The organism is Psychrobacter sp. SHUES1, from assembly GCF_001652315.1.
Taxonomy (GTDB): Bacteria; Pseudomonadota; Gammaproteobacteria; order Pseudomonadales; family Moraxellaceae; genus Psychrobacter; species Psychrobacter faecalis.
This window is the reverse complement of the sequence record NZ_LXWA01000051.1, coordinates 1-20,897: the sequence shown is the minus strand read 5'-3', so window position 1 is coordinate 20,897 and position 20,897 is coordinate 1. Positions and strand designations below refer to the sequence as shown.

Here is a 20,897-nt window from a genome sequence, read left to right as displayed (position 1 = left end):
TCTGCGTAGGCACAGCAAGCAAGAAAAATTGATATCAGCAGTGCGTGATGTATCGATATTGCTTATCACTCACTATACCTCGTTAGAAATATTTATAAACGCGTATAAAAAAAGACAGCCTAGGCTGTCTTTTTTGTCTTTAAAATATAATTACTGCTTATTTATTATTGGTATCGTCGTATAAACCGCTACCAGGCAAGATGTTATTGTTAGCAATATCATCATCAGTGATACTACCGTCATTAACGTTGTTGTTTACGTTAGTGTTGGCAGTATTGTTGATGTCAGAAGTATTGATCGTGTCCGTATTCACCCGTGTTGTATCAACGATATCGGTATGAATATCAGGAGTTGACGTTGTCGCAGGCTTAGCCGTTGGCGTATTCTCACGCACTGACGCGGCAACTTTATCTTGCGTAGATGAGTTTGGTGTTAGAGCAGATTTCGCTTTTGCTTCGTCACGTTCTCTGTCCATCTTATCTTGCATTTTACGGAGGAAGCGAGCAGCTGCTTCTTGACCGCCAAGACCAAATGATAGGGCAAATGCAACCGCAACCGCACCTAAAGTTAGACCGAATGCTAAGTTAACGATAGAATCAGCGATACCCATCGCTTTTAGACCCATCGCCAATACTAGGCCCATGATTAAGACACGTACAATGTTTGCTAAGAACTGTGAACCTTGTTCAGAGCGCTCAACGACACCAGCGATGATGTTGGCAAGCCAAAAACCAATGAACAGAATGATTGCGCCTAAAATAATATTGGCACCAAAAGCAATAAACATAGCGATGATGGCTGAGATAGGTTCGAAACCTAATAGATCAGCGGCAGCGATAGCAGCAAATAGCATGGCAAAGAAGATAATCGCATAACTGACAAGATCAGAAACCTTCTTGTCACCCATGGTTTCTTGCAGACCAACTTTCGCAGGCAACTGATTGATTTGAGTATTTTCGATCAAACCTTTGATGATGTTAGCGACCATACGTACCACATAGAAGGTCACGATTAAAATCGCTGCTGCCATAAAGATATTTGGCAACGCTTCCATGATTTTGTTCAGCATGTTAGTTGCAGGGCGCGCAATCACATCGATTTTTAGCGCATTTAAAGCAGCAATAATCGTTGGGATGATAACCACTAAAAACGCTAATGAACCTGCGATATTAGGCAAGCTGTTTTGTTCGCTTAGACCTGCTTTTGATGCAAGCTTCTGTACATCGAAAGTAGAAACTAAGTTGGTGACAATGCCGCGTACGACTTTGGCGATGATATAACCCACCACAAAGACCACACCAGCAATAAGAATGTTAGGAATAAAGCTAAAGATTTTATCAACCATATTGGTCAATGGCGCAAATAAACCATCAAGCTCTAACTGACCAAGTACCATGGTCAATACAACCAAAAGGATGAACCAGTAAACCATATCAGCAATGGTGCTGCTCATTGGTTTTACGCCTGCCTTGGCACTTAAACGCTCATCCATCGAGGTTTTTGCTAATGCTGCGTTAATGGCAGTACGCGCAACGGTCGCAATGACCCAACCAATCACACCAACAGCAATCGCGGCGATAAGGTTTGGAATAAAGGTCAAGACTTGATTGACCATATTAGCGAATGGCGCTGAGATAGAATTTAGATTCAGCTGACTTAACGCGCCTGAGATCGCAATGATGAAAATAAACCAAAAGACGATTTTTGAGATAATGCCTTCTAAATCGTAGCTTTTACCGGTTGAAGAATTCATGCGTTGGTTAAGATTTACTTTTGACAACACACCACGTACAAGGGCAGCGATACCCAGTGCCACAAGCCAACCAATGATAAAAATTAAAATAGCGCCGATGATGGAACCAATAGGGCCACCCAGATAACCGTTGAACGATGTATACATTGGATTCATCCTGTCCTCCTTTAATGATCATGCATTCCTTATCGAATAATCTCTGCTCTACAATATAAGCCTGATTATTGGTAACGAACCCATACCTAATTATTAATATTTTTAATTGATATTATTCAAGAAGTGTTTTTTATAAGACCCTAGCCAACATTCTGTGCAGATTGTTAACAAAATCTACGTTCTGTTACTTCTTACCTTAACCAATTTAGCTTAGCTGATGTAATGAGGTATTTAAAGACAGAAAGCTTAACGGCTTACTATAGTTGTGTGATAAGTTGTTAATTTGGCGGCAGATATTAACACAGACTGTACATTTGACCGATAATTTCAAGGGAATCGTAGCTCCTAAAACTAAGATTTGCTATGATAGAACAATGTGACATCTCGCCACTATCCTTACAATTTGAGAGTATTCTATGAAAAAAATTACTACCTTAAGCATTAGTGCCCTTGCTAGTGCGATGTTATTAGTTACCGGCTGTAACGCTAGTAATGGCAATAAAGAAAGCGCCAGCAAAAGCGTTTCAGTGACTGAAAAAAGCCCAGCCAATGAAAAAGTGGGTTACAGCTTGGGTTATATGATGGCAGAAGGTAATAAAGAAGCGGTCGGCGATCTGAACCTTGATACCTTTGAAAAAGGCTTCCGCGATGGCTACGAAGGTAAAGATTCAGCATTGACGCAAGAGCAAATGCAAGAAGTGTTGATGACTTATCAAAAAGAACAAGAAGAAAAGTTCGTCAAAGAGATGGAAGGCAAAGCTGAAGATAACAAAACCAAAGGTGCGGCATTCTTAGCAGAAAATGGTAAAAAAGAAGGCGTGAAAACCACCGCTTCTGGTTTGCAATATAAAGTATTGACCGCTGGTACTGGTAAATCACCAAAAGCGACTGACGTGGTCGAAGTCAACTACGAAGGTAAATTGCTTGACGGTACGGTATTTGACAGCTCTTATGAGCGCGGTGAGCCGATTGAATTTCCATTAAACCAAGTCATCGCTGGCTGGACAGAAGGCCTACAGTTGATGAAAGAGGGTGGCAAATACGAATTTTATATTCCATCTGATATCGCTTATGGCGAAGCAGGTAATGCTGGTATCGAGCCTAACAGCACGCTTATCTTTACCGTTGAGCTATTAAAAGTAAAATAAGGCGTTATTAGTTTTTTTACCCCTTTAGTTTAAAGCGGTTAAAAACAATAAAAAAGCCCTCATAGTGTATGAGGGCTTTTTGCTGTGCGCTAATTCGGCCAGTTGATGATTAATCGCTAATTACTTATAGTATTATTAAATTAAAGTGTTTTTTGGAAGACTTTAGAATTGCGACCGTTATTATATTTTTCACGGCGCGCCTCCGGTAGAGCAGCAGCATCAACTTCCGCAAAATCTTGCTCGACAAACCAATGCGCGGTGCGGGTGGTCAGGACGAACAACTTATGCAAACCATGGCTGCGCGCTTGTTGCTCCAAAAACGCCAGCAGGTCAGCACCGCGGTTGCCACTACGATATTCAGGATGAACCGCCACACAAGCGACTTCGGCTGAATCTGCATCCAGTGGATAAAGCGCGGCACAACCCAAAATCATACCATCACGCTCAATGACGCTATAGTGGTCAATTTCTTGTTCTAAGCGCTCGCGCGAGCGGCTGACCAAGATACCTTGTTGTTCTAGCGGGGTTAGTAGTTCAAGCAGTCCAACCACATCGTCGATATCAGCACGGCGAATTTCTTCGTACGGGTCATGGCTAATCAAGGTGCCAGAACCATCACGGGTAAACAGCTCTTCGAGTAACGCGCCATTTTTGGCATAAGAGATGATATGGGTACGATGTACGCCTTGACGGCAGGCATTACTGGCGCAGCTTAAGAAGTAATTAATCTCGCAATTCAAATCACGATCGCGTAAAAAGCGGTCGACTTCATTTGGAATCATCTCACGTAATAAACGGTCGTCATGATTGATGCCGGCTTCTTCGCCTAAGAATATCAGCTTATCAGCACCGAGCGCCACAGCCGCACTAAGCGCCACATCTTCCGCCAATAAATTGAAAACTTCACCAGTCGCTGAATAACCCATCGACCCCAAAATCACAATATGGTCATGTAACAGGTTGTTTTTAATGGCTTCGACATCGATTGAGCGCACCTCACCAGTCATCTGATAATCAACGCCGTCACGAATCCCGTAAGGACGCGCGGTGACAAAGTTACCCGAAACCGCGTCAATGCGCGAGCCATACATGGGTGAGTTTGCTAAGCCCATCGATAGTTGGGCTTCGATTTGCAAACGAATCGCACCAACCGCTTGTAAGATAGCGGGCATAGCAACGCGTGGGGTCACGCGAATATCTTTATGCAAGGGGGAGGTAATCTGGGCGTCTTTCAAGTTTTTTTCGATTTGCGGTCGCGCGCCGTGTACCAGTACCAGTTTGATACCCAAGCTGTGCAATAAAGCAAAGTCGTGAATCAAGGTACTAAAATTGGGATGATTGACCGCCTCACCGCCAAACATAATCACGAAAGTCTTACCGCGATGGGTGTTAATGTAAGGGGCAGAGTTGCGGAACCAGTGTACGTATTCAGGATTAATTTGTGGCATGGCGCTAGTAGTCATAATGGGTGCAATAGTTGTTAGAATAAGAAAAAGAGCATGACAGCAAAAGCGTGTCGCTAATGAATTACCATAGCAAAAAACACCGTTATGAGCTATCTTTTATTTTAGCCACTGTCATGAATCTTGGTAGCAAATAGATGATATACACAACCTCAACACGGGATTGGTGTACCGCCAAACGCTTTTTGTTATGCTAAGCCCTATTGCTTTAGCACCAGCTTACGCAGATAATTGATAAAAATAACCATGTTGTTGACCGACGCTTTATCAACAAATTGTTTTACCGCTATACTGTTTTACCGATACATTAACTAGGGATAATGAATGTCATGAAGAAAAGTAACCATTTTGCAAACCCATTCAGTGCGTGGAGCGGCCACCGCTTATTTCATGTTGTCGCTGGTACGCTCGTTGGCGTGATGGCAGTGACGCAGGCTTCAGCAATGTTGCCAACGCCAGAGCAAGCCGTTGATAATTCAGTGGCAATCCAGTCAAATGCCAACCCAGCCAGCACCTCAACGGCGCAAGCGGTCAATAGCAAAATCACCGCCTCATTGATTAGTGTTGATGCAAATGGTCAAGAAGTGCTGGTGCCAGTCAATGCCAATACGCGCCTGCAGTCAGGAAATGTCTTAGAATATCAAGGCTACTTTACCAATACCAACGCTGATCGCGTACGTAAAATGACTGTCACTATGAGTATTCCTGAGCAAGTAGAGTTGCTACGTGCCGTTTCTCCTGACTTCCCTTATGGTAGTGCTGACGGCAACACCTTTGCCCGTATGCCATTACGCGGTAAGGTTGATAATCAATTGCAAGAAATCCCGTTAAAATACTATAAAGCGGTACGTTGGGATTTAGAAGGCGTTGGTTTGAATGATACCGTTGTGGTTAAATATCGTGCACGCGTTAAATAAGTTGGTTTTTTGATATTTATCTAATGCTTGCCGAATCGAAAAGCACCACAGTCTAAGGTCTAGGCTGTGGTGCTTTTTTTATAAACAACTTACTAACTCAGATTTGGTAAAATGGCTTTTACCAGCTGAATGTGCTTTTGAAATTAAAGCGTGGCATATTTACTTGGCAGCTTTTCTACAAGACCTTTTTCTTTCAGGGCTTTGTCTTTTATAAGCTGTTTAATGGCGGCAATCTGCGGGGTAGTGGCTTGCATGCCAGCCGTCATTAGCGCGCGTCGTTGACTGGTATCTAGCGAGCTAATATGACCGATATCGGGGATAATGATAATATCAGCGCGCTCACGTTCACGGCGCATTGCTGTCGAACGCTTGGTGTTTGATTGACTGGAATCAGTGACAGATGCGGTGGCATTTGCGACAAAACTGCTCTCAAGAAAGCCCCAAAAACTGCTTAATGAATTGATAGACGGTATTTTATTATTAGCGGGACTATTAGCATTCGCCGCCGTCACATCAACGGCGATGATAATATCGGCCCCTAAATCACGGGCGGTGTCGACTGGTACTAAGCTGACCACGCCACCATCGACATATTTTTTACCAATCTTTTCAGGAATGCGCGGCGCGATAAAAATATTGGGTACGCTGCACGATGCTTGTACTGCAAGTCCAGCATCGCCGCTGCTAAAAACGGCCTTTTTTAGCGTGTGTTTTTCGGCAGCAACCGCGGCAAAAGATATTGGAAAATTTTCTATAGCGCGTCCGCCAACTTTTGCATTAATAAAATTTTTAAGCTTAATACCTTCGATAAAGCCTTGGTTTGATAAGGTGAAATCTGTCAATTCGCTATCAGAAGTATTTAACGCCAATTGTTCAAGCTGTTTGGCGTTATAACCACTGGCATATAAGCTGCCAATTAGACTGCCAATACTGGTACCGACCACTAGCGTTGGCGTGATACCGTTTTCTTCTAAGGCTTTAATCACGCCAATATGAGCAAAGCCCTTGGCACCGCCGCCGCCTAAGACTAAGGCGACCTTTGGCTGCTTGTTTAAAGGAGCGACGGTTTCAATAACTGGCGGCAAACTTTGGCAAGCACTAATAAACACGCCCAATATGCCAAGCATACTAAATCGCAGCAAGCGTGCTAAATGACGATAGCCATTATAATGAGTAGATAAAAACATACGCGAAAATCACCATAGAGCAATAAAGAGGTATACGATAAGCCATTCATCAGTCGCTTAGTGAGAAATCAGCTAGACGCCATATCGTTAAATAGCTTAGCATAGGTAAGTCGCTTGTCAGTTATAATCATCATGATTAAATATTTTATAGAGGTTGATGATTATAGCTTTTATAAGTCCAAATATACGTTAAATCATAACCATCATTAGGATTATTGATGCCCACATCGGTTAGCCGCACTCCTACCTTGAACTCAGCAGACACTATAAGGCCTGAGATGCCCGTTTCCGCGCTTGATATGCCGGTGACGGCACTGGCGGGCGTGGGGCCAAAAGTGGCGGAGCAGTTGTCCCAGTTAGGTATCGAGCGCATTTTTGATTTGCTGTTGCATCTACCGCGTGATTATGAAGATCGTAGCCGATTGGTATCGATAGCTGATGTGGCGCATGGGCAAGCCGCTTTGATTACTGGGCGGGTGGTGCATGTCGATACCAAGCGCAGTGGTATGACCGTGATGGTCGATGATGATACTGGCACGATATCGCTGCGTTTTTTTAAGGTCTATCGTGGCCTTGCGCAAACGATGAGTCTCGGCACACAGCTACAATTATTTGGCGAAGTAAAGGTCAGTCGTTACGGTAAGCAGATACATCATCCTGAATATCAAGTGATCAGTAGCAATGAAGCCATCGTCAATACAGGGTTACAGCCGATTTATCCAAGTGTTAAAGGCTTGCATCAAAATAAGCTGCGCACGCTAATTAAGCTTGCGCTGCAAACGGTGCGCACCCAAGGTCTACCCATGACCTTGTTTACGCCTGCCGACTTTGCGGTGGTTGCTGATTTACCGTTAGCGCCTTTTGAGCCTGCTAAATTGGCAATGGCAGAAGATGATTTTCCAGACGATATATTCTCAACCCTTGCGCGCCGTGTGCCTGACAATTCAATAAGCAATATTGGCAACGCAACTGCAGTTAATGACATGGCTAATCAAAACGTTTATAACCTAACGATATTTGAAGCCTTAGTATTGCTGCATACGCCGCCAACTTATACCGATGCAGGACGACAATATCAGCTGCTTACGCAACTAAGCGCCCGCACTCATGCTGCCTGTCAGCGATTAATCATTGAAGAATTAACCGCGCATCAACTGAGCCTACTATATCGCCGTCAGCAATTGCATCAGCATAAAGCGCCTAAATGTACGATGAGTAGCCCGCTTGCCGATAAGCTATTTGCCGCATTGCCGTTTGATTTAACCAGCGCGCAGCAACGCGTCATGAAAGACATCACGGCTGATATGGCGACTTCTATTCCGATGCTCCGACTGGTACAAGGAGATGTTGGCGCAGGCAAAACTTTGGTCGCGGCGGGGGCGGCGGGCTATGCGCTCGATAGTGGCTGGCAGGTTGCGGTCATGGCACCAACAGAAATCTTAGCAGAACAGCATTTGGTCAATTTTAAAAACTGGTTTGAGCCGTTAGGGGTCGGCGTTGGCTGGCTTGCTGGCAAACAAACCGCCAAGCAGCGCCGTGAAGCGTTAGAAGCGGTGGCAGAAAATACGGTGCAAATAGTAGTTGGTACGCATGCCTTATTTCAAGAGCAGGTACAGTTTGCTAAACTAGGCTTAGTCATCATCGATGAACAGCACCGCTTTGGCGTTGAGCAGCGTATGGCCCTGACCAATAAGGGCGTGGCCAATAGCACCCCGCATCAGCTCATTATGACGGCAACCCCGATTCCGCGTACGCTGGCGATGAGCGTTTATGGTGATATGGATACATCTATCATTGATGAGCTGCCTCCGGGGCGTACGCCAATTACCACGGTGACGATTGACCGTAACCGCCGCGACGAAGTCATTGAGCGTATTGCGGTCAATTGTGAAGCGGGCAGACAGGCGTATTGGGTTTGCTCATTGGTAGAAGAATCAAGCGTGCTCGATGCGCAGGCAGCAGAAGCGACTTATGAGGACTTAAATGAGCGCTTAGATATTCGCATTGGCTTGGTACATGGCAAAATGAAGTCTGCTGACAAACAAGCCATCATGCAAGAGTTTAAAGCGGGTAACTTAGATTTATTGATTGCCACAACGGTCATCGAAGTGGGCGTTGATGTACCTAATGCGTCGTTAATGGTCATCGAAAACGCCGAACGTTTGGGTTTATCGCAACTACATCAGTTGCGCGGGCGGGTTGGGCGTGGTTCGACCAAAAGCTTCTGCGTACTGTTATATCAAAAGCCGTTATCAGAGACGGGTACGGAGCGCTTAAATGTGCTGCGTGACAGCACCGACGGTTTTGTGATTGCGCAAAAAGACTTGGAGCTACGCGGCCCCGGTGAGCTGTTAGGCAAACGTCAAACCGGTAACGTCGGTTATTATTTGGCCGACCTTATCCGCGATGAGCAACTATTTGCCATTGCGCAGCGCCTAGCGAAACATCTTATCTCTGACCCAACACGTAAAGCGGACGTCAGCCAACTTATCCATCGCTGGATGCCAGAAGCCAGTCGCTATACCAATGCTTAATAATTAACGCTTGCTTAGTAACTGAGCCAATTCTCTGTCATCAACTCTCCTAAAAAAGCCATTATTTTTTTAAAGATAATGGCTTTTTCTTATGGGTTTTATAAGCTATTTATTAGCGCAAATAAACACTCTATTTTTATTTTCATCAACTAATATTGACTCAGCTGTTCTCTAAACTTTCTTGATATGACGATTGAGGTATGGCAGTTTACGGCAGTGAAGCATAACTATGTGCTTTATCTATTTACTAGAATATTCTGCTGTAGATGTATTTTTTGGTGAAAATAAACCTCTAAAAACAGCACATTTCTAGTCGTTTTACCGATTCTAACAGGACGTTAGGATAGGAGTTTGATTGGCTTAATTTTGCCAGCTTTGTCTGATTTGCTTCGTCATTACTGTGCCATTCATGCTTTTAATTAACGGCCTGAATTTTTTACAAGGATGTATCATGAACAAGACGTTAACCCTCGCTTGCGCTATCGCCGCACCATTATTATTCAGCCAATCCGCTGTTGCCGAGTTTGATTATTTCAAAACCGATGGTAGTTTCAAACGCTTTTCTGTTTCGGCTGGTTGGTTGCACGCTTCTCCGCAAGGCAAAGCCAATCCAATGCAAACTACGACCGCTGCCAAAGATGGTACGGTTGCCGATAATGGCAGTGTAAAAGTAAAAACGGTGCGAGAGGTATTGGTGAAAGATCAAGACCGTTTCGGCTTCATAGATGGCACATTAAAGGGTTTAGGAGCGGAAACGGATTTGTCCGACGTTACAATATTAGGTGACGTTTCTGGTACGACCAAAATTAATGGCTTAGAGAGTTGGACCAGTGCTGGTACTGGACTTGAGGCCGATGATGTCGATACGTTTGGTCTGTTATTTAACTATTATATGAATGATCATTGGTCGATTGAGGTCAAAGCCGGTATACCGCCCAAAGTTGATATTTTAGGGCAAGGGCAAGTATATGCACCGCTCTCGGGCAAAGTCAGTCCTAGCGGTATTGCAGGCGGATTATTGGGCGATTTTGATATTTCCAAAAATATTCCCATTACTGATTTAACTCAAGGCGGCGGGGTATCTTCAAGCGCTCGCGCGTGGCTGCCAGCAGCTGGGGTGCAATATCAATTTGGCAAATCTGGGGTCAATAAATTTCGCCCCTATGTCGGCGCAGGGGTGATGTATGCTTATTTTAATGATATCGAGCTCAATGACGGTATTCGTAACGATTTAGAAATGGCTGGTCATCAAATCCAAAATATTAAGGATGGGAAAGCGGGCGCTGCATTAGAAAATGTAAAATCGACTCAGGGCATGAGCGTCGACGTTGAAGCAGACAGCGCCTTTGCACCTATCGTGACAATTGGCGCGACTTATGATTTTAATGACAAATGGTTTGGCGTTGGTTCTGTATCCTATGCAAAACTCGATAGTGATACGACCATCACCGTTCAAAACGATAGTGGTGAAGAGTTGATTCGAGCGAAAACCAACCTTGATATCGATCCGTATATTACCTATCTTGGCGTTGGCTATCGTTTTTAATAAACGAGTTAAGAAACATTAAGTTAGTAGCATCTTGATAAATATAGCGCACATTCTTAGGGATGTGCGTTGTGCTTTTTAAAAGTTAAAAAAGAAGTTTGATTTAGACAAATTTATCAAGCAGTCGTTTTACTTAGTTATCATTTTTATCCGCTTCGCTTTGCCAGTTTTACGCCCATCCTACTATTAATAGAAGCAGACTTACGAAGCTAAAACACGATATATAAAAATAAGATGATGACTTAATATATGCTATCCTCAATAAATTTATAGACTATTGTAATCATAAATAGCCCCTTTTTTAGCTATAATTTTCTAACTTTATACCCTTTCTAATTGCCTGTATTGACAGAGAGTTATCATGAGCGATGTTGAAGACAAACAGCGACCAGTTGAGTCTGAGCTACCACCTTACCGCCAAGCGGATGCACGTGCGCCCAAATCATCATCGAAATATCCTTGGTGGTTATTGCCAGTATTAGCCGTAGTCCTTGTGATTGGGGTTTTGGTCGGTAAGTATTGGGGCGGCGATAAAGATGCGAGTGTTGATTCACCAGCGGCTAACAAGGCACAAAGCGCAAACGCTGACCTAAAGGAGAGCAGCAATCAGCAGGCAGTGCTTTCGGTCGAAACGGTGATGCCAAGCCAAGACAGTATTGGTAATACCTTAAGCGCTGACGGCACCATCAGTGCCAAAGATGTCGCCAATGTCAGCCCTAAAGTAAATGGTGTGGCTATCGAGCAGGTGTTGGTTGAAGAAGGCGATCGCGTTAAAGCGGGGCAAGTCCTGGCGATATTTGATACCGATGCCATGCAGCAGCAAGTCTTGCAGGCGGAGGCCGATGTTGCCGAAGCCGAAGCAACGCTTGCCAATGCAACTGCCGATGCCGCTCGTGTCCTGCCATTGATTGAGATTGATGCCATCAGTAGGCAAGAAGCGGATCGCTATCGTACCTCAAAACTACAGGCAGAGGCGGCATTGCAAGCCTCTAAAGCCCGTCTTAGTACCCAGCGCTTGAGCGTGAAAAATGCCAATGTGGTCGCACCGGTAAGCGGTGTCATCAGTGAAAAAATGGCGGAAGTCGGTATGGTTGCTGGTGGTGAGCCTTTATTTACTATTATTAAAGGCGGTATTTTAGAGTGGCGTGCTGATATCGATCCTAAACTTCTTGGTGAAGTCAGTGTTGGCACGCCAGTGCGCGTCAGCTTGCCAGCCGGCGATTCGGTTATGGGTAAGGTTAATCGTATTGCGCCAACGGCTGATGATAATCGCCAAATCACCATTTATGCTAGCCTTGCTGCAAACTCAAAAGTACGCGCGGGCATGTACCAAACGGGCGAGTTTTTATTGGGTAGTACCAGCGCGCAAACGGTGCCCAATAGCGCTATCGTCAGCAATGACGGTTATGATTACGTGATGCTAGTGACCAATATTAAGAGCCAAGACGGTCAAAACATTGGCCGTATCAAGCAACAACGCGTGAGTTTGGGTGAGCGCTTTGGTGATAGTGTAGCGCTGGCAGAGCCACTACCAGCAGACAGCCGACTGGTAAAGCAGGGCGGTAGCTTTTTAAACGACGGCGACTTGGTACGTGTGGTTGATGGCCTAAATACCGCCAATGATACATCAGTCAGCCAAACTGGCACAGCCACGCAGGCGCGCTCATGAGTTTAAATGTCTCCGCTTACTCGATTAGAAATCCTTTAGTTGCCATCTTGCTGTTTGTGCTGCTGACCTTGGGCGGCATCTACGGTTTTATGCAAATGAAGGTGCAGCAATTCCCCGATATTGACCTGCCAGCGGTGGTGGTGACGGTGACCTTGCCGGGAGCCGCGCCATCGCAGCTCGAAAACGACATTGCCAAAAAGATAGAAAATAAGCTCACCAGTATTGAGGGCGTTAAGCATATTCGTACCACCCTACAAACGGGTGCCGCGACCATGGTCACCGAGTTTGTCCTAGAAAAAGACATACAAGAAGCGGTCGATGATGTACGTTCGGCGGTCGGTGAAGTACGTGGCGATTTGCCAGCTGCTGCCAATGACCCCATCATTACCAAAGTCTCAACGGCTGGGTTTCCCGTCGTCACTTACTCGGTTGCCTCTGACAATATGAATGTCGAGGATTTGTCTTGGTTCGTCGATGATACGGTCACCAAGCGTTTATCCGATATTCCAGGGGTCAGTACCGTTAGCCGCATCGGTGGTTTGCAACGTGAAATCACCGTTGCTGCCGACCCGATTGTGTTGAGCGGTTTGAAATATCCTATCGCTCAGCTATCAGAACAAATCACTGGTATTCAACAAGACAGCTCAGGCGGTGAAGCGGAAGTAGGTAAAACCACCCAGACTATTCGGGTACTTGGGGCGGTTGAACGTGCCAGTGATTTGAACAATTTACAAGTCGCGGTACCGACAGGTGGTACGCAAGCGCTTGGACGTATGGCACAAATCACCGATGGTGCTGCTGATCCAAGCTCGATTGCTAAGCTTGATGGGCAAACAGTGGTGGCATTTAATATCACCCGTTCGCGCGGTGCCAGTGAGGTTGAGGTGATGGAGCTGGTTGACGCCGAGCTTGCCAAGCTGTCAGCCGATGTCGGCAATATCGATATTGAAAAAGTCTACGATAGAGCCACGCCAATTGCCGAAGATTACAAAGCATCGTTACGCATGCTAATAGAAGGTGGTTTACTTGCAGTCGTCGTGGTGTTCTTATTTTTACGCAATATCCGCGCGACTTTTGTGGCAGCCGTGGCGTTGCCGTTGTCGGTTATTCCTACTTTTTTAGGTATGTACTTATTTGGCTTTAGCTTAAATATTATCTCCTTATTAGCACTGTCATTGGTCATTGGCGTCTTAGTCGATGATGCGATTGTAGAAGTTGAAAATATTATCCGCCATTTGCGCATGGGCAAGACGCCTTATGAAGCTGCGATGGAAGCAGCTGATGAGATTGGTTTAGCAGTCGTCGCGACCACATTTACTCTCATTGCGGTATTTTTACCGACAGCTTTTATGGGCGGTATTGTCGGGCAGTTTTTCCGGCAATTTGGTTGGACTGCCGCCTTATCGATATTTGCATCGTTAATGGTCGCGCGTCTTATCACTCCGATGATGGCCGCTTATATATTGCGCCCAGAAAAAAAGCATGTCGAAAAACAAAGCGCGCTCATGGATTGGTATTTAAAAGTGGTCTCTTGGACGCTGCATCATCGCTGGATTACCATGGGTGCGACATTACTCTTGTTTGTAGCATCACTTGCCTTGGTGAAATTACTACCAACGTCCTTTATTCCTGATAATGATATTGACCAAACGCGGGTTGAAATTGAGCTAACGCCAGATGTGGCGCTAGAAGATACCGAACGTGTGGCGGCGATGGCCAGTGAGCGTATATTGGCCATGCCTGAAGTGAGCCATATTTTCACCTCGGTAGGCGAAGCGCAAGCGGCAATGGAAGCCAGCTCTGGCGGCAAAGCTGAAAATATCGCAGGCTTAGATATCGTATTGGCCCCACGCGCAGAGCGTGGCTCTAAGCAAGAGATTGAACGGCAAATAAGCAGCATGCTCTCAGAAGTACCCGGCGCACGCTTTACCGTTGGTTTATCGAGTGGCGGTGAGACCGGTTATAATTTTTCTTTGACCAGTACCGACCCGCGTTTACTTGAGCAAACCGCGCAGCAAATAATGGCAGAGATTCGGGCGTTACCAAGTGCCGGCGCTGTCACCAGTGATCGTAGTCTACCGCGTCAAGAGCTAACGGTAACTCCAGACAGACTAGCGATGGCAGATAAAGGCGTGACCACGCAAGATATCGCCACCACCTTACGTGTGGCGACTGTTGGTGACTATGAGCAGCGGTTATCTAAGCTCAATCTCGATACACGCCAGATTCCTATCGTGGTGCGCCTGCCAGATGTTGCCAAACAAAACGTCAGTCAATTAGAAGGCTTATATGTCCCAAATGCATTGCCACCGGGACAAGGTGTACGGGTAGGTGAAGTTGCATCGTTAAACTTTGGTACCGGACCTGCGCAAATCAGCCGCCTTGATCGTGAGCGGGCGATTAGTATCACCGTGCAGCCTGCCAATGGCGAGCTTGGTGACTTGGTGCAAGCAGTAAAAGCCATACCCAGTATGCAGCAACTACCGACCTCTATTACTATTATCGATCAAGGACAAGCCGAAAACATGGCTGAGCTATTTAGCGGCTTTGTGATTGCGATGTCTGTCGGTGTGGTCTGTATCTTAGGTGTACTGATTTTATTATTTGGGCGGATATTGCAGCCATTTACCATTTTGATGGCTCTACCGTTGTCTATCGGTGGCGCTTTTGTCGGCTTGGTTATTACCAAGAGTAGTCTGTCGATGCCATCGATGATTGGTTTTATCATGCTGATGGGCATCGCCACCAAAAACTCTATCTTATTAGTCGATTATGCCTTGATTGCTCAGCGCCGAGGCTTGGCGCGTTTTGATGCCATTATCGATTCTTGTCGTAAGCGTGCGCGGCCAATTATTATGACCACCATTGCGATGGGCGCTGGCATGATGCCGCTGGTATTTGGCTGGGGCGATGCTGATCCTACTTTCCGTCGTCCGATGGCTGCCGCGGTATTGGGTGGTTTGGTGACCTCAACCTTATTAAGCCTCGTAGTCATTCCCGTGGTTTATACCTTGATGGATGACTTATCAGGATGGTTTGGCAAATGGTTGATACCGCATGGTAAAGAGAAGGAAAGCGTCGTTATTGAAAAATAATTCGTACTAGTAAAGCTGCTGGGTCAATCAAATAGGAATTGGTTGATCTAGGGTTTTGCACCCTGTTAATAATAAGGGTTAGGAGTATTATTGACCTTCCAAAATATTGCCTAAACTTAAGGCATAGCTCAAATTAAAGCCATGCTGACTACAACATATCTAAAAACCTAACCGCAAGCATGGCTGTTAATATAAAAATTAGAGCGCTCACGCATAATGCCTGCCAGAGAAATTTTTTATCATCCATAATTAACTACCTTAAATTCTTTTACGTGAATATAGCATGTTAATTATCTTCTAATGCAAAAAAATCACTCAAAATATCATTATTCATAAAATCTTCTGCCACGCTCCTAGTTATCAAGTCCTATTCCATAACCTTGTCTTATCAACGTGAATTTAACTCATCTTAGATTTAAATAGTATCATTTTTATTCATGATCGCGTTCGGGTATGATTTATCTCATATACAAATTTGGTTTTATCTCACACAATGAGAATAGGGTAGCGGATTATCATGAGTAAACAATTTACATATTCGATCTCGAGCATTCGTTTTGATGAAAACTATCATCCGGCAGATAGCACGCGTCTGACCACGAACTTTGCCAATTTGGCGCGCGGTGAGCAGCGTGAAGAAAATCTGCGTAAAACACTAAGAATGATTAATAATCGTTTTAACGCTTTGGCGCATTGGGACAACCCAGCCGCCGACCGTTACTCTGTTGAAGTTGATATTATTTCAGCAGATTTAGATATTGAAGGTAATGGCGATACTTTTCCGGTCATCGAAACGCTAAAAACCACGATCGTCGACCATAAAGACAATACCCGTATCGACGGTATGATTGGTAATAGCTTTTCCTCTTATGTACGCGATTATGACTTTAGCGTTGTCCTATTAGAGCATTTCGATAAAAACCCGTCATCGCCACCGCCGGCAGATTTTGGTGACTTACATGGCAAACTGTTTCAGTATTTATTGAATTCAGAAACCTATCAAGCCAACTTTACCAAACAGCCGGTCATTTGCCTAAGTGTATCGACCAGTAAAACCTATCATCGTACGATTAACCAGCATCCGGTGTTAGGGGTTGAATACCGACAAGACGAATATTCTTTAACTGACGATTATTTTCATAAAATGGGCTTAACCGTGCGCTATTTTATGCCGGCCGGTAGTGTCGCACCTTTAGCGTTTTATTTTGCCGGTGACTTGCTGAGTGACTACACCGATCTTGAGCTCATCAGTGCGATTGCAACTATGGAAACCTTCCAAAAGATTTACCGTCCTGAAATTTATAATGCCAACTCGACGGCAGGTCAGGTATATCAGCCCAGTTTGAAGTACCAAGATTATTCACTGACGCAAATCGTTTATGACCGTGAAGAGCGTAGCCAGATGGCAGTGAAGCAAGGTAAGTTTACACAAGAGCAATTTATCAAGCCTTACCAAGCGATTCTTGAAGAATGGGCGACAAGCTTTGATGTTAATGAGCGCACGTCGGAAGCGTGTGCAGATAAAGAATACGCTGCCTAACTATTTTCAATCTAGATGCGTTCAACCTAGATGCGTTCAACCTAGATGCGTTCAATTTAGCCGAAATGAGAACACCAAAAAATAAGAAGACAAATCCTATGACACTATTATTATCGACACAAAGATTATTACCGACATCAACCGCTGGCAGCTTGCCAAAACCGTCTTGGCTAGCTGAACCGGAAAAAATTTGGTCACCTTGGGCTTTAGAGGGCGAGCAACTGCTCGAAGCCAAACAAGATGCGCTACGGGTGTCATTACAAGAGCAATTGCAGGCAGGGATTGATATCGTCAGTGATGGCGAGCAGACACGTCAGCATTTTGTGACTACCTTTATTGAACATCTTGATGGTGTCGATTTCGAAAAGCGTGAAACGGTTAAAATTCGCAATCGTTATGAGGCAAGTGTTCCGTCAGTTGTGGGTAGCGTAAGTCGCCAAAAAGCTGTGTTTGTTGACGATGCCAAATTTTTACGCTCGCAAACCGATCAACCTATCAAATGGGCGTTGCCCGGCCCAATGACGATGATTGATACCTTATATGATGGTCATTATAAAAGCCGTGAAAAACTGGCTTGGGAATTTGCCAAAATTTTAAATCAAGAAGCGAAAGATTTAGAAGCGGCTGGTGTGGACATCATTCAATTCGATGAACCAGCGTTTAACGTGTTTTTTGATGATGTTAACGACTGGGGTATTGCCACTTTAGAGCGTGCTATTGAAGGTCTAAAATGTGAAACGGCGGTGCATATTTGCTACGGCTACGGTATCAAAGCCAATACCGATTGGAAAAAAACTTTAGGGACAGAGTGGCGTCAATATGAACAAGCCTTTCCAAAACTGCAGCAGTCAAATATTGATATCGTCTCTTTGGAGTGTCAAAACTCGCATGTACCGATGGATTTGATTGAACTGATTCGCGGTAAAAAGGTAATGGTCGGCGCCATTGATGTGGCAACCAATAATATCGAAACACCGGAAGAAGTAGCAGATACGTTACGTAAAGCGCTGCAATTTGTCGATGCAGATAAGCTTTATCCTTCGACCAACTGCGGCATGGCACCGTTATCGCGCCAAGTTGCACGCGGCAAATTGCAAGCCTTGAGCGCAGGTGCAGCTATTGTACGTAAAGAGCTTAGCGTTTAGCATTTCTTAACAAAGCTTACCTTGTTTAAACCCATGAGTGACCTCAGTTATCAATGTACTTAAAGATTAAAGTACTTAAAGATTAAAATTTAGGAGTTAAGTCATGATTGAAGCAACTGATTTTAGAGATGCCATGTCTCTATTACCGACAGCGGTCAATGTGATCACCACAAAAGGTGACTCTGGCTGTCATGGGTTTACCGCCTCGGCGGTCTGTAGCGTGACCGATACACCGCCAACCTTGCTTGTCTGTATGAATCAGAGCTCGCGCTCACACGAACATTTTCTTGAAAACAAAACGTTAAGTGTCAATGTCTTAGGTACGCAGCACGAACCCATATCTAATGCCTTTGCCTCCAAACTATGCTCAGAAGAGCGTTTTTGTCACGGTGCTTGGACGACATTAACCACAGGTGCCCCTGTTTTAGAGGATGCGCTAGTCAGTTTTGATTGTGAAATTGATGACATTCAACAAGTCGGCACACACAGTATTTTTATGTGCCGCGTGGTCGCCATCAAACAAGGTGTGAGCGATGAAAGTTTGGTGTATTTCAATCGCTCGTACCATCAAGTGGGTCAAACAGAAATCGTTTAACCTACTTTTAAAGCCCTTGTTATTTAACTAAAACTATAGCTAACTGAGAAGTAACTATCCTGTGGAAATACTCATTTTTTTAATAATAGGCGCGCTAGCAGGATTTGCTGCCGGGCTTTTTGGTGTGGGCGGTGGCACGATTATTGTGCCTTTATTGTTTGTCGTTTTTACCCAAATGGATTACAGCCCTGACAGCATTATGCATTTAGCATTAGGGACGTCATTGGCGACTATTACTGTCACCTCTATCAGCTCGCTTATGGCACACAATAAAAAAGGCGCTGTGATGTGGCCGGTGTTTAAAAATCTGGCACCAGGTTTAGCGCTAGGTTGTTTCTTAGGCGCGGGAATCGCAGGGCAGATATCTGGGTTGTATCTTCAGCTGATTGTTGGGGTATTTTTGCTGTGGGTTGCTTATAAGATGTTTTTTACTGGTAAAAAGCCAGTTGCTAATCATTCTAATGGCGCTAATGATGTCAGTAGCGCCAACTACGCCAACCCATTACTACCGTCAAAACCTAAGCAATTAGCAGCAGGCGGCGTTATTGGTATCGCTTCTGCTATATTTGGTATTGGCGGTGGCAGCTTAACGGTGCCTTATCTCACGCGTTATAATGTGGTGATGCAAAAAGCGGTTGGGACCTCAGCGGCGTGCGGATTGCCGATTGCCATTGCCGGTGCGTTAGGTTTCATGTTTTTTGGCATGCAGCAGCAAGTCAATGTGCCCAATACCATTGGTTTTGTCCATGTTTATGCTTTTTTAGGCATTAGTATTATGAGCTTTTTTACCGCCAAGTTGGGCGCGAAAGTCGCGCATATATTATCGCCAGAATTGTTAAAAAAATGCTTTGCGATATTATTAACGGTGGTGGGGTTTTATTTTCTATATAAAGGGCTGGTCTAAATATATATTTGTATAATGGGGCGTATTCTCTTTAGAATGAGGATGCGCCCTAATCATATTATTTTGGCTAATTAGGTTCAATAAAGATAATTATGTTCAATAAACTTAAAGCATTGATTCTACTTTTATCTTTTCTCACAGTCATTGCCTGTTCGGATAATAATTCGGTTTTAGCTCATGATGAAAAGGTTACCACAGCTAGCAATCACGAACGTGATACGCAGGAGATGTATCGTAAGATCGATACGTTAAAAAGAGAGCTGCCAAGCGTAATTGATGAAGTTACTACGTTAGAAAAAATTGATTTTGATGGAAAAACGGTTACTTTCGGCTATCGGCTAAAGATATCTGATTATAATGCTTCTAAAAGAAAAGAGATTGAAACGGCAATGCGCGATGAACATACTAAGTTAGCCTGTGCAGAAGCAGAAGTTATGCAAGGGATAAATAAGGGATTTGATTATCAGTATAGTTATTACGATTTAGATGATAGTAAAGTGGCTAGTTTTGAGGTCACAAAAGACATTTGCGACAACCTAAATAAGGCTGACTCTGAAATTGAAATAGGGACATAATCAACTCTGGGTTACTTTGCTGCTGCATATAATATTTATACTGAGATATATCCAAATTATTGAAATTTTTTGGGAGTTTCCCAAACTCTGTGTAACTGCTTATAATCCACTAACAGGAGAATAAGCAATGACTACTCAATCTGACCTTAAAAAACTGGCCGAGCAAATGGCTGGTAGCATGAACAGCTTTGATGACATCAAAGACTTTCAAAAGCAGCTCATGCAATCTTTTATCGACACTGCCTTAGAAGCTGAGATGGAAGACCATCTTGGATACCCCAAGCATGAAAAAGCAGACAAGCCTAATAAGCGCAACGGTCATACTAAAAAGACCGTCCGTAGCGACACAGGCGACCTTGAGATCTCCACTCCAAGAGACCGTGATGGTGACTTTGAACCTGCGTTAGTGCGTAAGCATCAAACCCGTATCTCAGGCCTTGATGACAAGATCATATTTCACTACAGGCATAGCCTTACGTCTTGCGCTTCGGGCAAGTGTCTCCCAGACACTTGCTGATCCTCGCTCATACGCCAAGGGTCAAACCACCACCGAGATTGTAGAGAGTATCAAAGAGCTTTACGACGTCGATATCTCAAGCTCTCTTGTCTCAAGAGTCACTAACAACATCATAGACGACATCACCGCATGGCAGAACCGGCCGTTAAGCAG

Annotated in this window: 16 protein-coding genes; 13 read left to right on the top strand and 3 right to left on the bottom strand. The window is 44.5% G+C overall.

Going from position 1 to position 20,897, the window contains the following annotated elements; translation table 11 throughout:
• Positions 1-157 precede the first annotated feature (157 nt).
• Entirely contained in the window at positions 158-1,909 is a 1,752-nt protein-coding gene (locus A7325_RS06840; RefSeq protein ID WP_068406132.1) for a mechanosensitive ion channel, read from the bottom strand.
• Between the two features lie 416 nt (positions 1,910-2,325).
• Here A7325_RS06840 and A7325_RS06835 point away from each other — a divergent pair, with 416 nt between their 5' ends.
• Positions 2,326-3,057 carry an FKBP-type peptidyl-prolyl cis-trans isomerase gene (locus A7325_RS06835; protein WP_068406129.1) on the top strand — a complete coding sequence of 244 codons (732 nt, stop codon included), beginning with the start codon at positions 2,326-2,328 and terminating at the stop codon, positions 3,055-3,057.
• Positions 3,058-3,197: 140 nt separating this feature from the next.
• Here the strand turns inward: A7325_RS06835 and argA are convergent, their stop codons facing one another.
• Positions 3,198-4,520, bottom strand: coding sequence for an amino-acid N-acetyltransferase (gene argA, locus A7325_RS06830; RefSeq protein ID WP_068406126.1), 1,323 nt, complete (start codon positions 4,518-4,520; stop codon positions 3,198-3,200).
• Between the two features lie 329 nt (positions 4,521-4,849).
• Here argA and A7325_RS06825 point away from each other — a divergent pair, with 329 nt between their 5' ends.
• On the top strand, positions 4,850-5,437 hold the full coding sequence (locus A7325_RS06825) for a hypothetical protein (RefSeq protein WP_068406123.1): 588 nt from the start codon (positions 4,850-4,852) through the stop codon (positions 5,435-5,437).
• A 143-nt stretch (positions 5,438-5,580) separates the two neighbouring features.
• Here A7325_RS06825 and A7325_RS06820 read toward each other — a convergent pair whose 3' ends face one another.
• Positions 5,581-6,624: a patatin-like phospholipase family protein gene (locus tag A7325_RS06820; RefSeq protein ID WP_068406120.1), complete on the bottom strand. Its 1,044-nt coding sequence runs from the start codon at positions 6,622-6,624 to the stop codon at positions 5,581-5,583.
• A gap of 218 nt (positions 6,625-6,842) precedes the next feature.
• Between A7325_RS06820 and recG the strand changes: the two genes are divergently transcribed.
• The 11 genes from recG to A7325_RS14120 form a co-directional block, all read left to right on the top strand.
• Positions 6,843-9,158 (top strand): ATP-dependent DNA helicase RecG, encoded by a 2,316-nt coding sequence (recG, locus tag A7325_RS06815; RefSeq protein WP_068406118.1) that lies wholly within the window; start codon positions 6,843-6,845, stop codon positions 9,156-9,158.
• A gap of 451 nt (positions 9,159-9,609) precedes the next feature.
• Positions 9,610-10,704 (top strand): OmpW/AlkL family protein, encoded by a 1,095-nt coding sequence (locus A7325_RS06810; RefSeq protein WP_068406115.1) that lies wholly within the window; start codon positions 9,610-9,612, stop codon positions 10,702-10,704.
• 361 nt (positions 10,705-11,065) lie between these two features.
• Entirely contained in the window at positions 11,066-12,373 is a 1,308-nt protein-coding gene (locus A7325_RS06805) for an efflux RND transporter periplasmic adaptor subunit (RefSeq protein WP_068406112.1), read from the top strand.
• The gene (locus tag A7325_RS06800) at positions 12,370-15,468 is read left to right on the top strand and encodes an efflux RND transporter permease subunit (protein WP_068406109.1); all 3,099 of its coding nucleotides are present in this window, start codon (positions 12,370-12,372) and stop codon (positions 15,466-15,468) included. Before A7325_RS06805 ends, A7325_RS06800 begins: the two co-directional genes overlap by 4 nt.
• 517 nt (positions 15,469-15,985) lie before the next feature.
• On the top strand, positions 15,986-17,008 hold the full coding sequence (locus A7325_RS06795) for a DUF1852 domain-containing protein (RefSeq protein ID WP_068406106.1): 1,023 nt from the start codon (positions 15,986-15,988) through the stop codon (positions 17,006-17,008).
• A 98-nt stretch (positions 17,009-17,106) separates the two neighbouring features.
• On the top strand, positions 17,107-18,153 hold the full coding sequence (locus A7325_RS06790) for a methionine synthase (protein WP_068406103.1): 1,047 nt from the start codon (positions 17,107-17,109) through the stop codon (positions 18,151-18,153).
• A 103-nt stretch (positions 18,154-18,256) separates the two neighbouring features.
• Positions 18,257-18,748, top strand: coding sequence for a flavin reductase (locus A7325_RS06785; RefSeq protein ID WP_068406101.1), 492 nt, complete (start codon positions 18,257-18,259; stop codon positions 18,746-18,748).
• Between the two features lie 61 nt (positions 18,749-18,809).
• A complete protein-coding gene (locus A7325_RS06780) occupies positions 18,810-19,652 on the top strand; it encodes a sulfite exporter TauE/SafE family protein (RefSeq protein ID WP_068406098.1) in 843 nt (280 codons plus the stop codon).
• A gap of 92 nt (positions 19,653-19,744) precedes the next feature.
• Positions 19,745-20,227 carry a hypothetical protein gene (locus tag A7325_RS06775; RefSeq protein ID WP_068406095.1) on the top strand — a complete coding sequence of 161 codons (483 nt, stop codon included), beginning with the start codon at positions 19,745-19,747 and terminating at the stop codon, positions 20,225-20,227.
• A 127-nt stretch (positions 20,228-20,354) separates the two neighbouring features.
• Positions 20,355-20,744, top strand: a complete 390-nt coding sequence (locus tag A7325_RS13985; protein ID WP_068406091.1) for a transposase — start codon at positions 20,355-20,357, stop codon at positions 20,742-20,744.
• On the top strand, positions 20,668-20,897 hold a 230-nt coding region (locus A7325_RS14120), incomplete at its 3' end, for a transposase (RefSeq protein ID WP_197488879.1). The genes A7325_RS13985 and A7325_RS14120, both read left to right, overlap by 77 nt.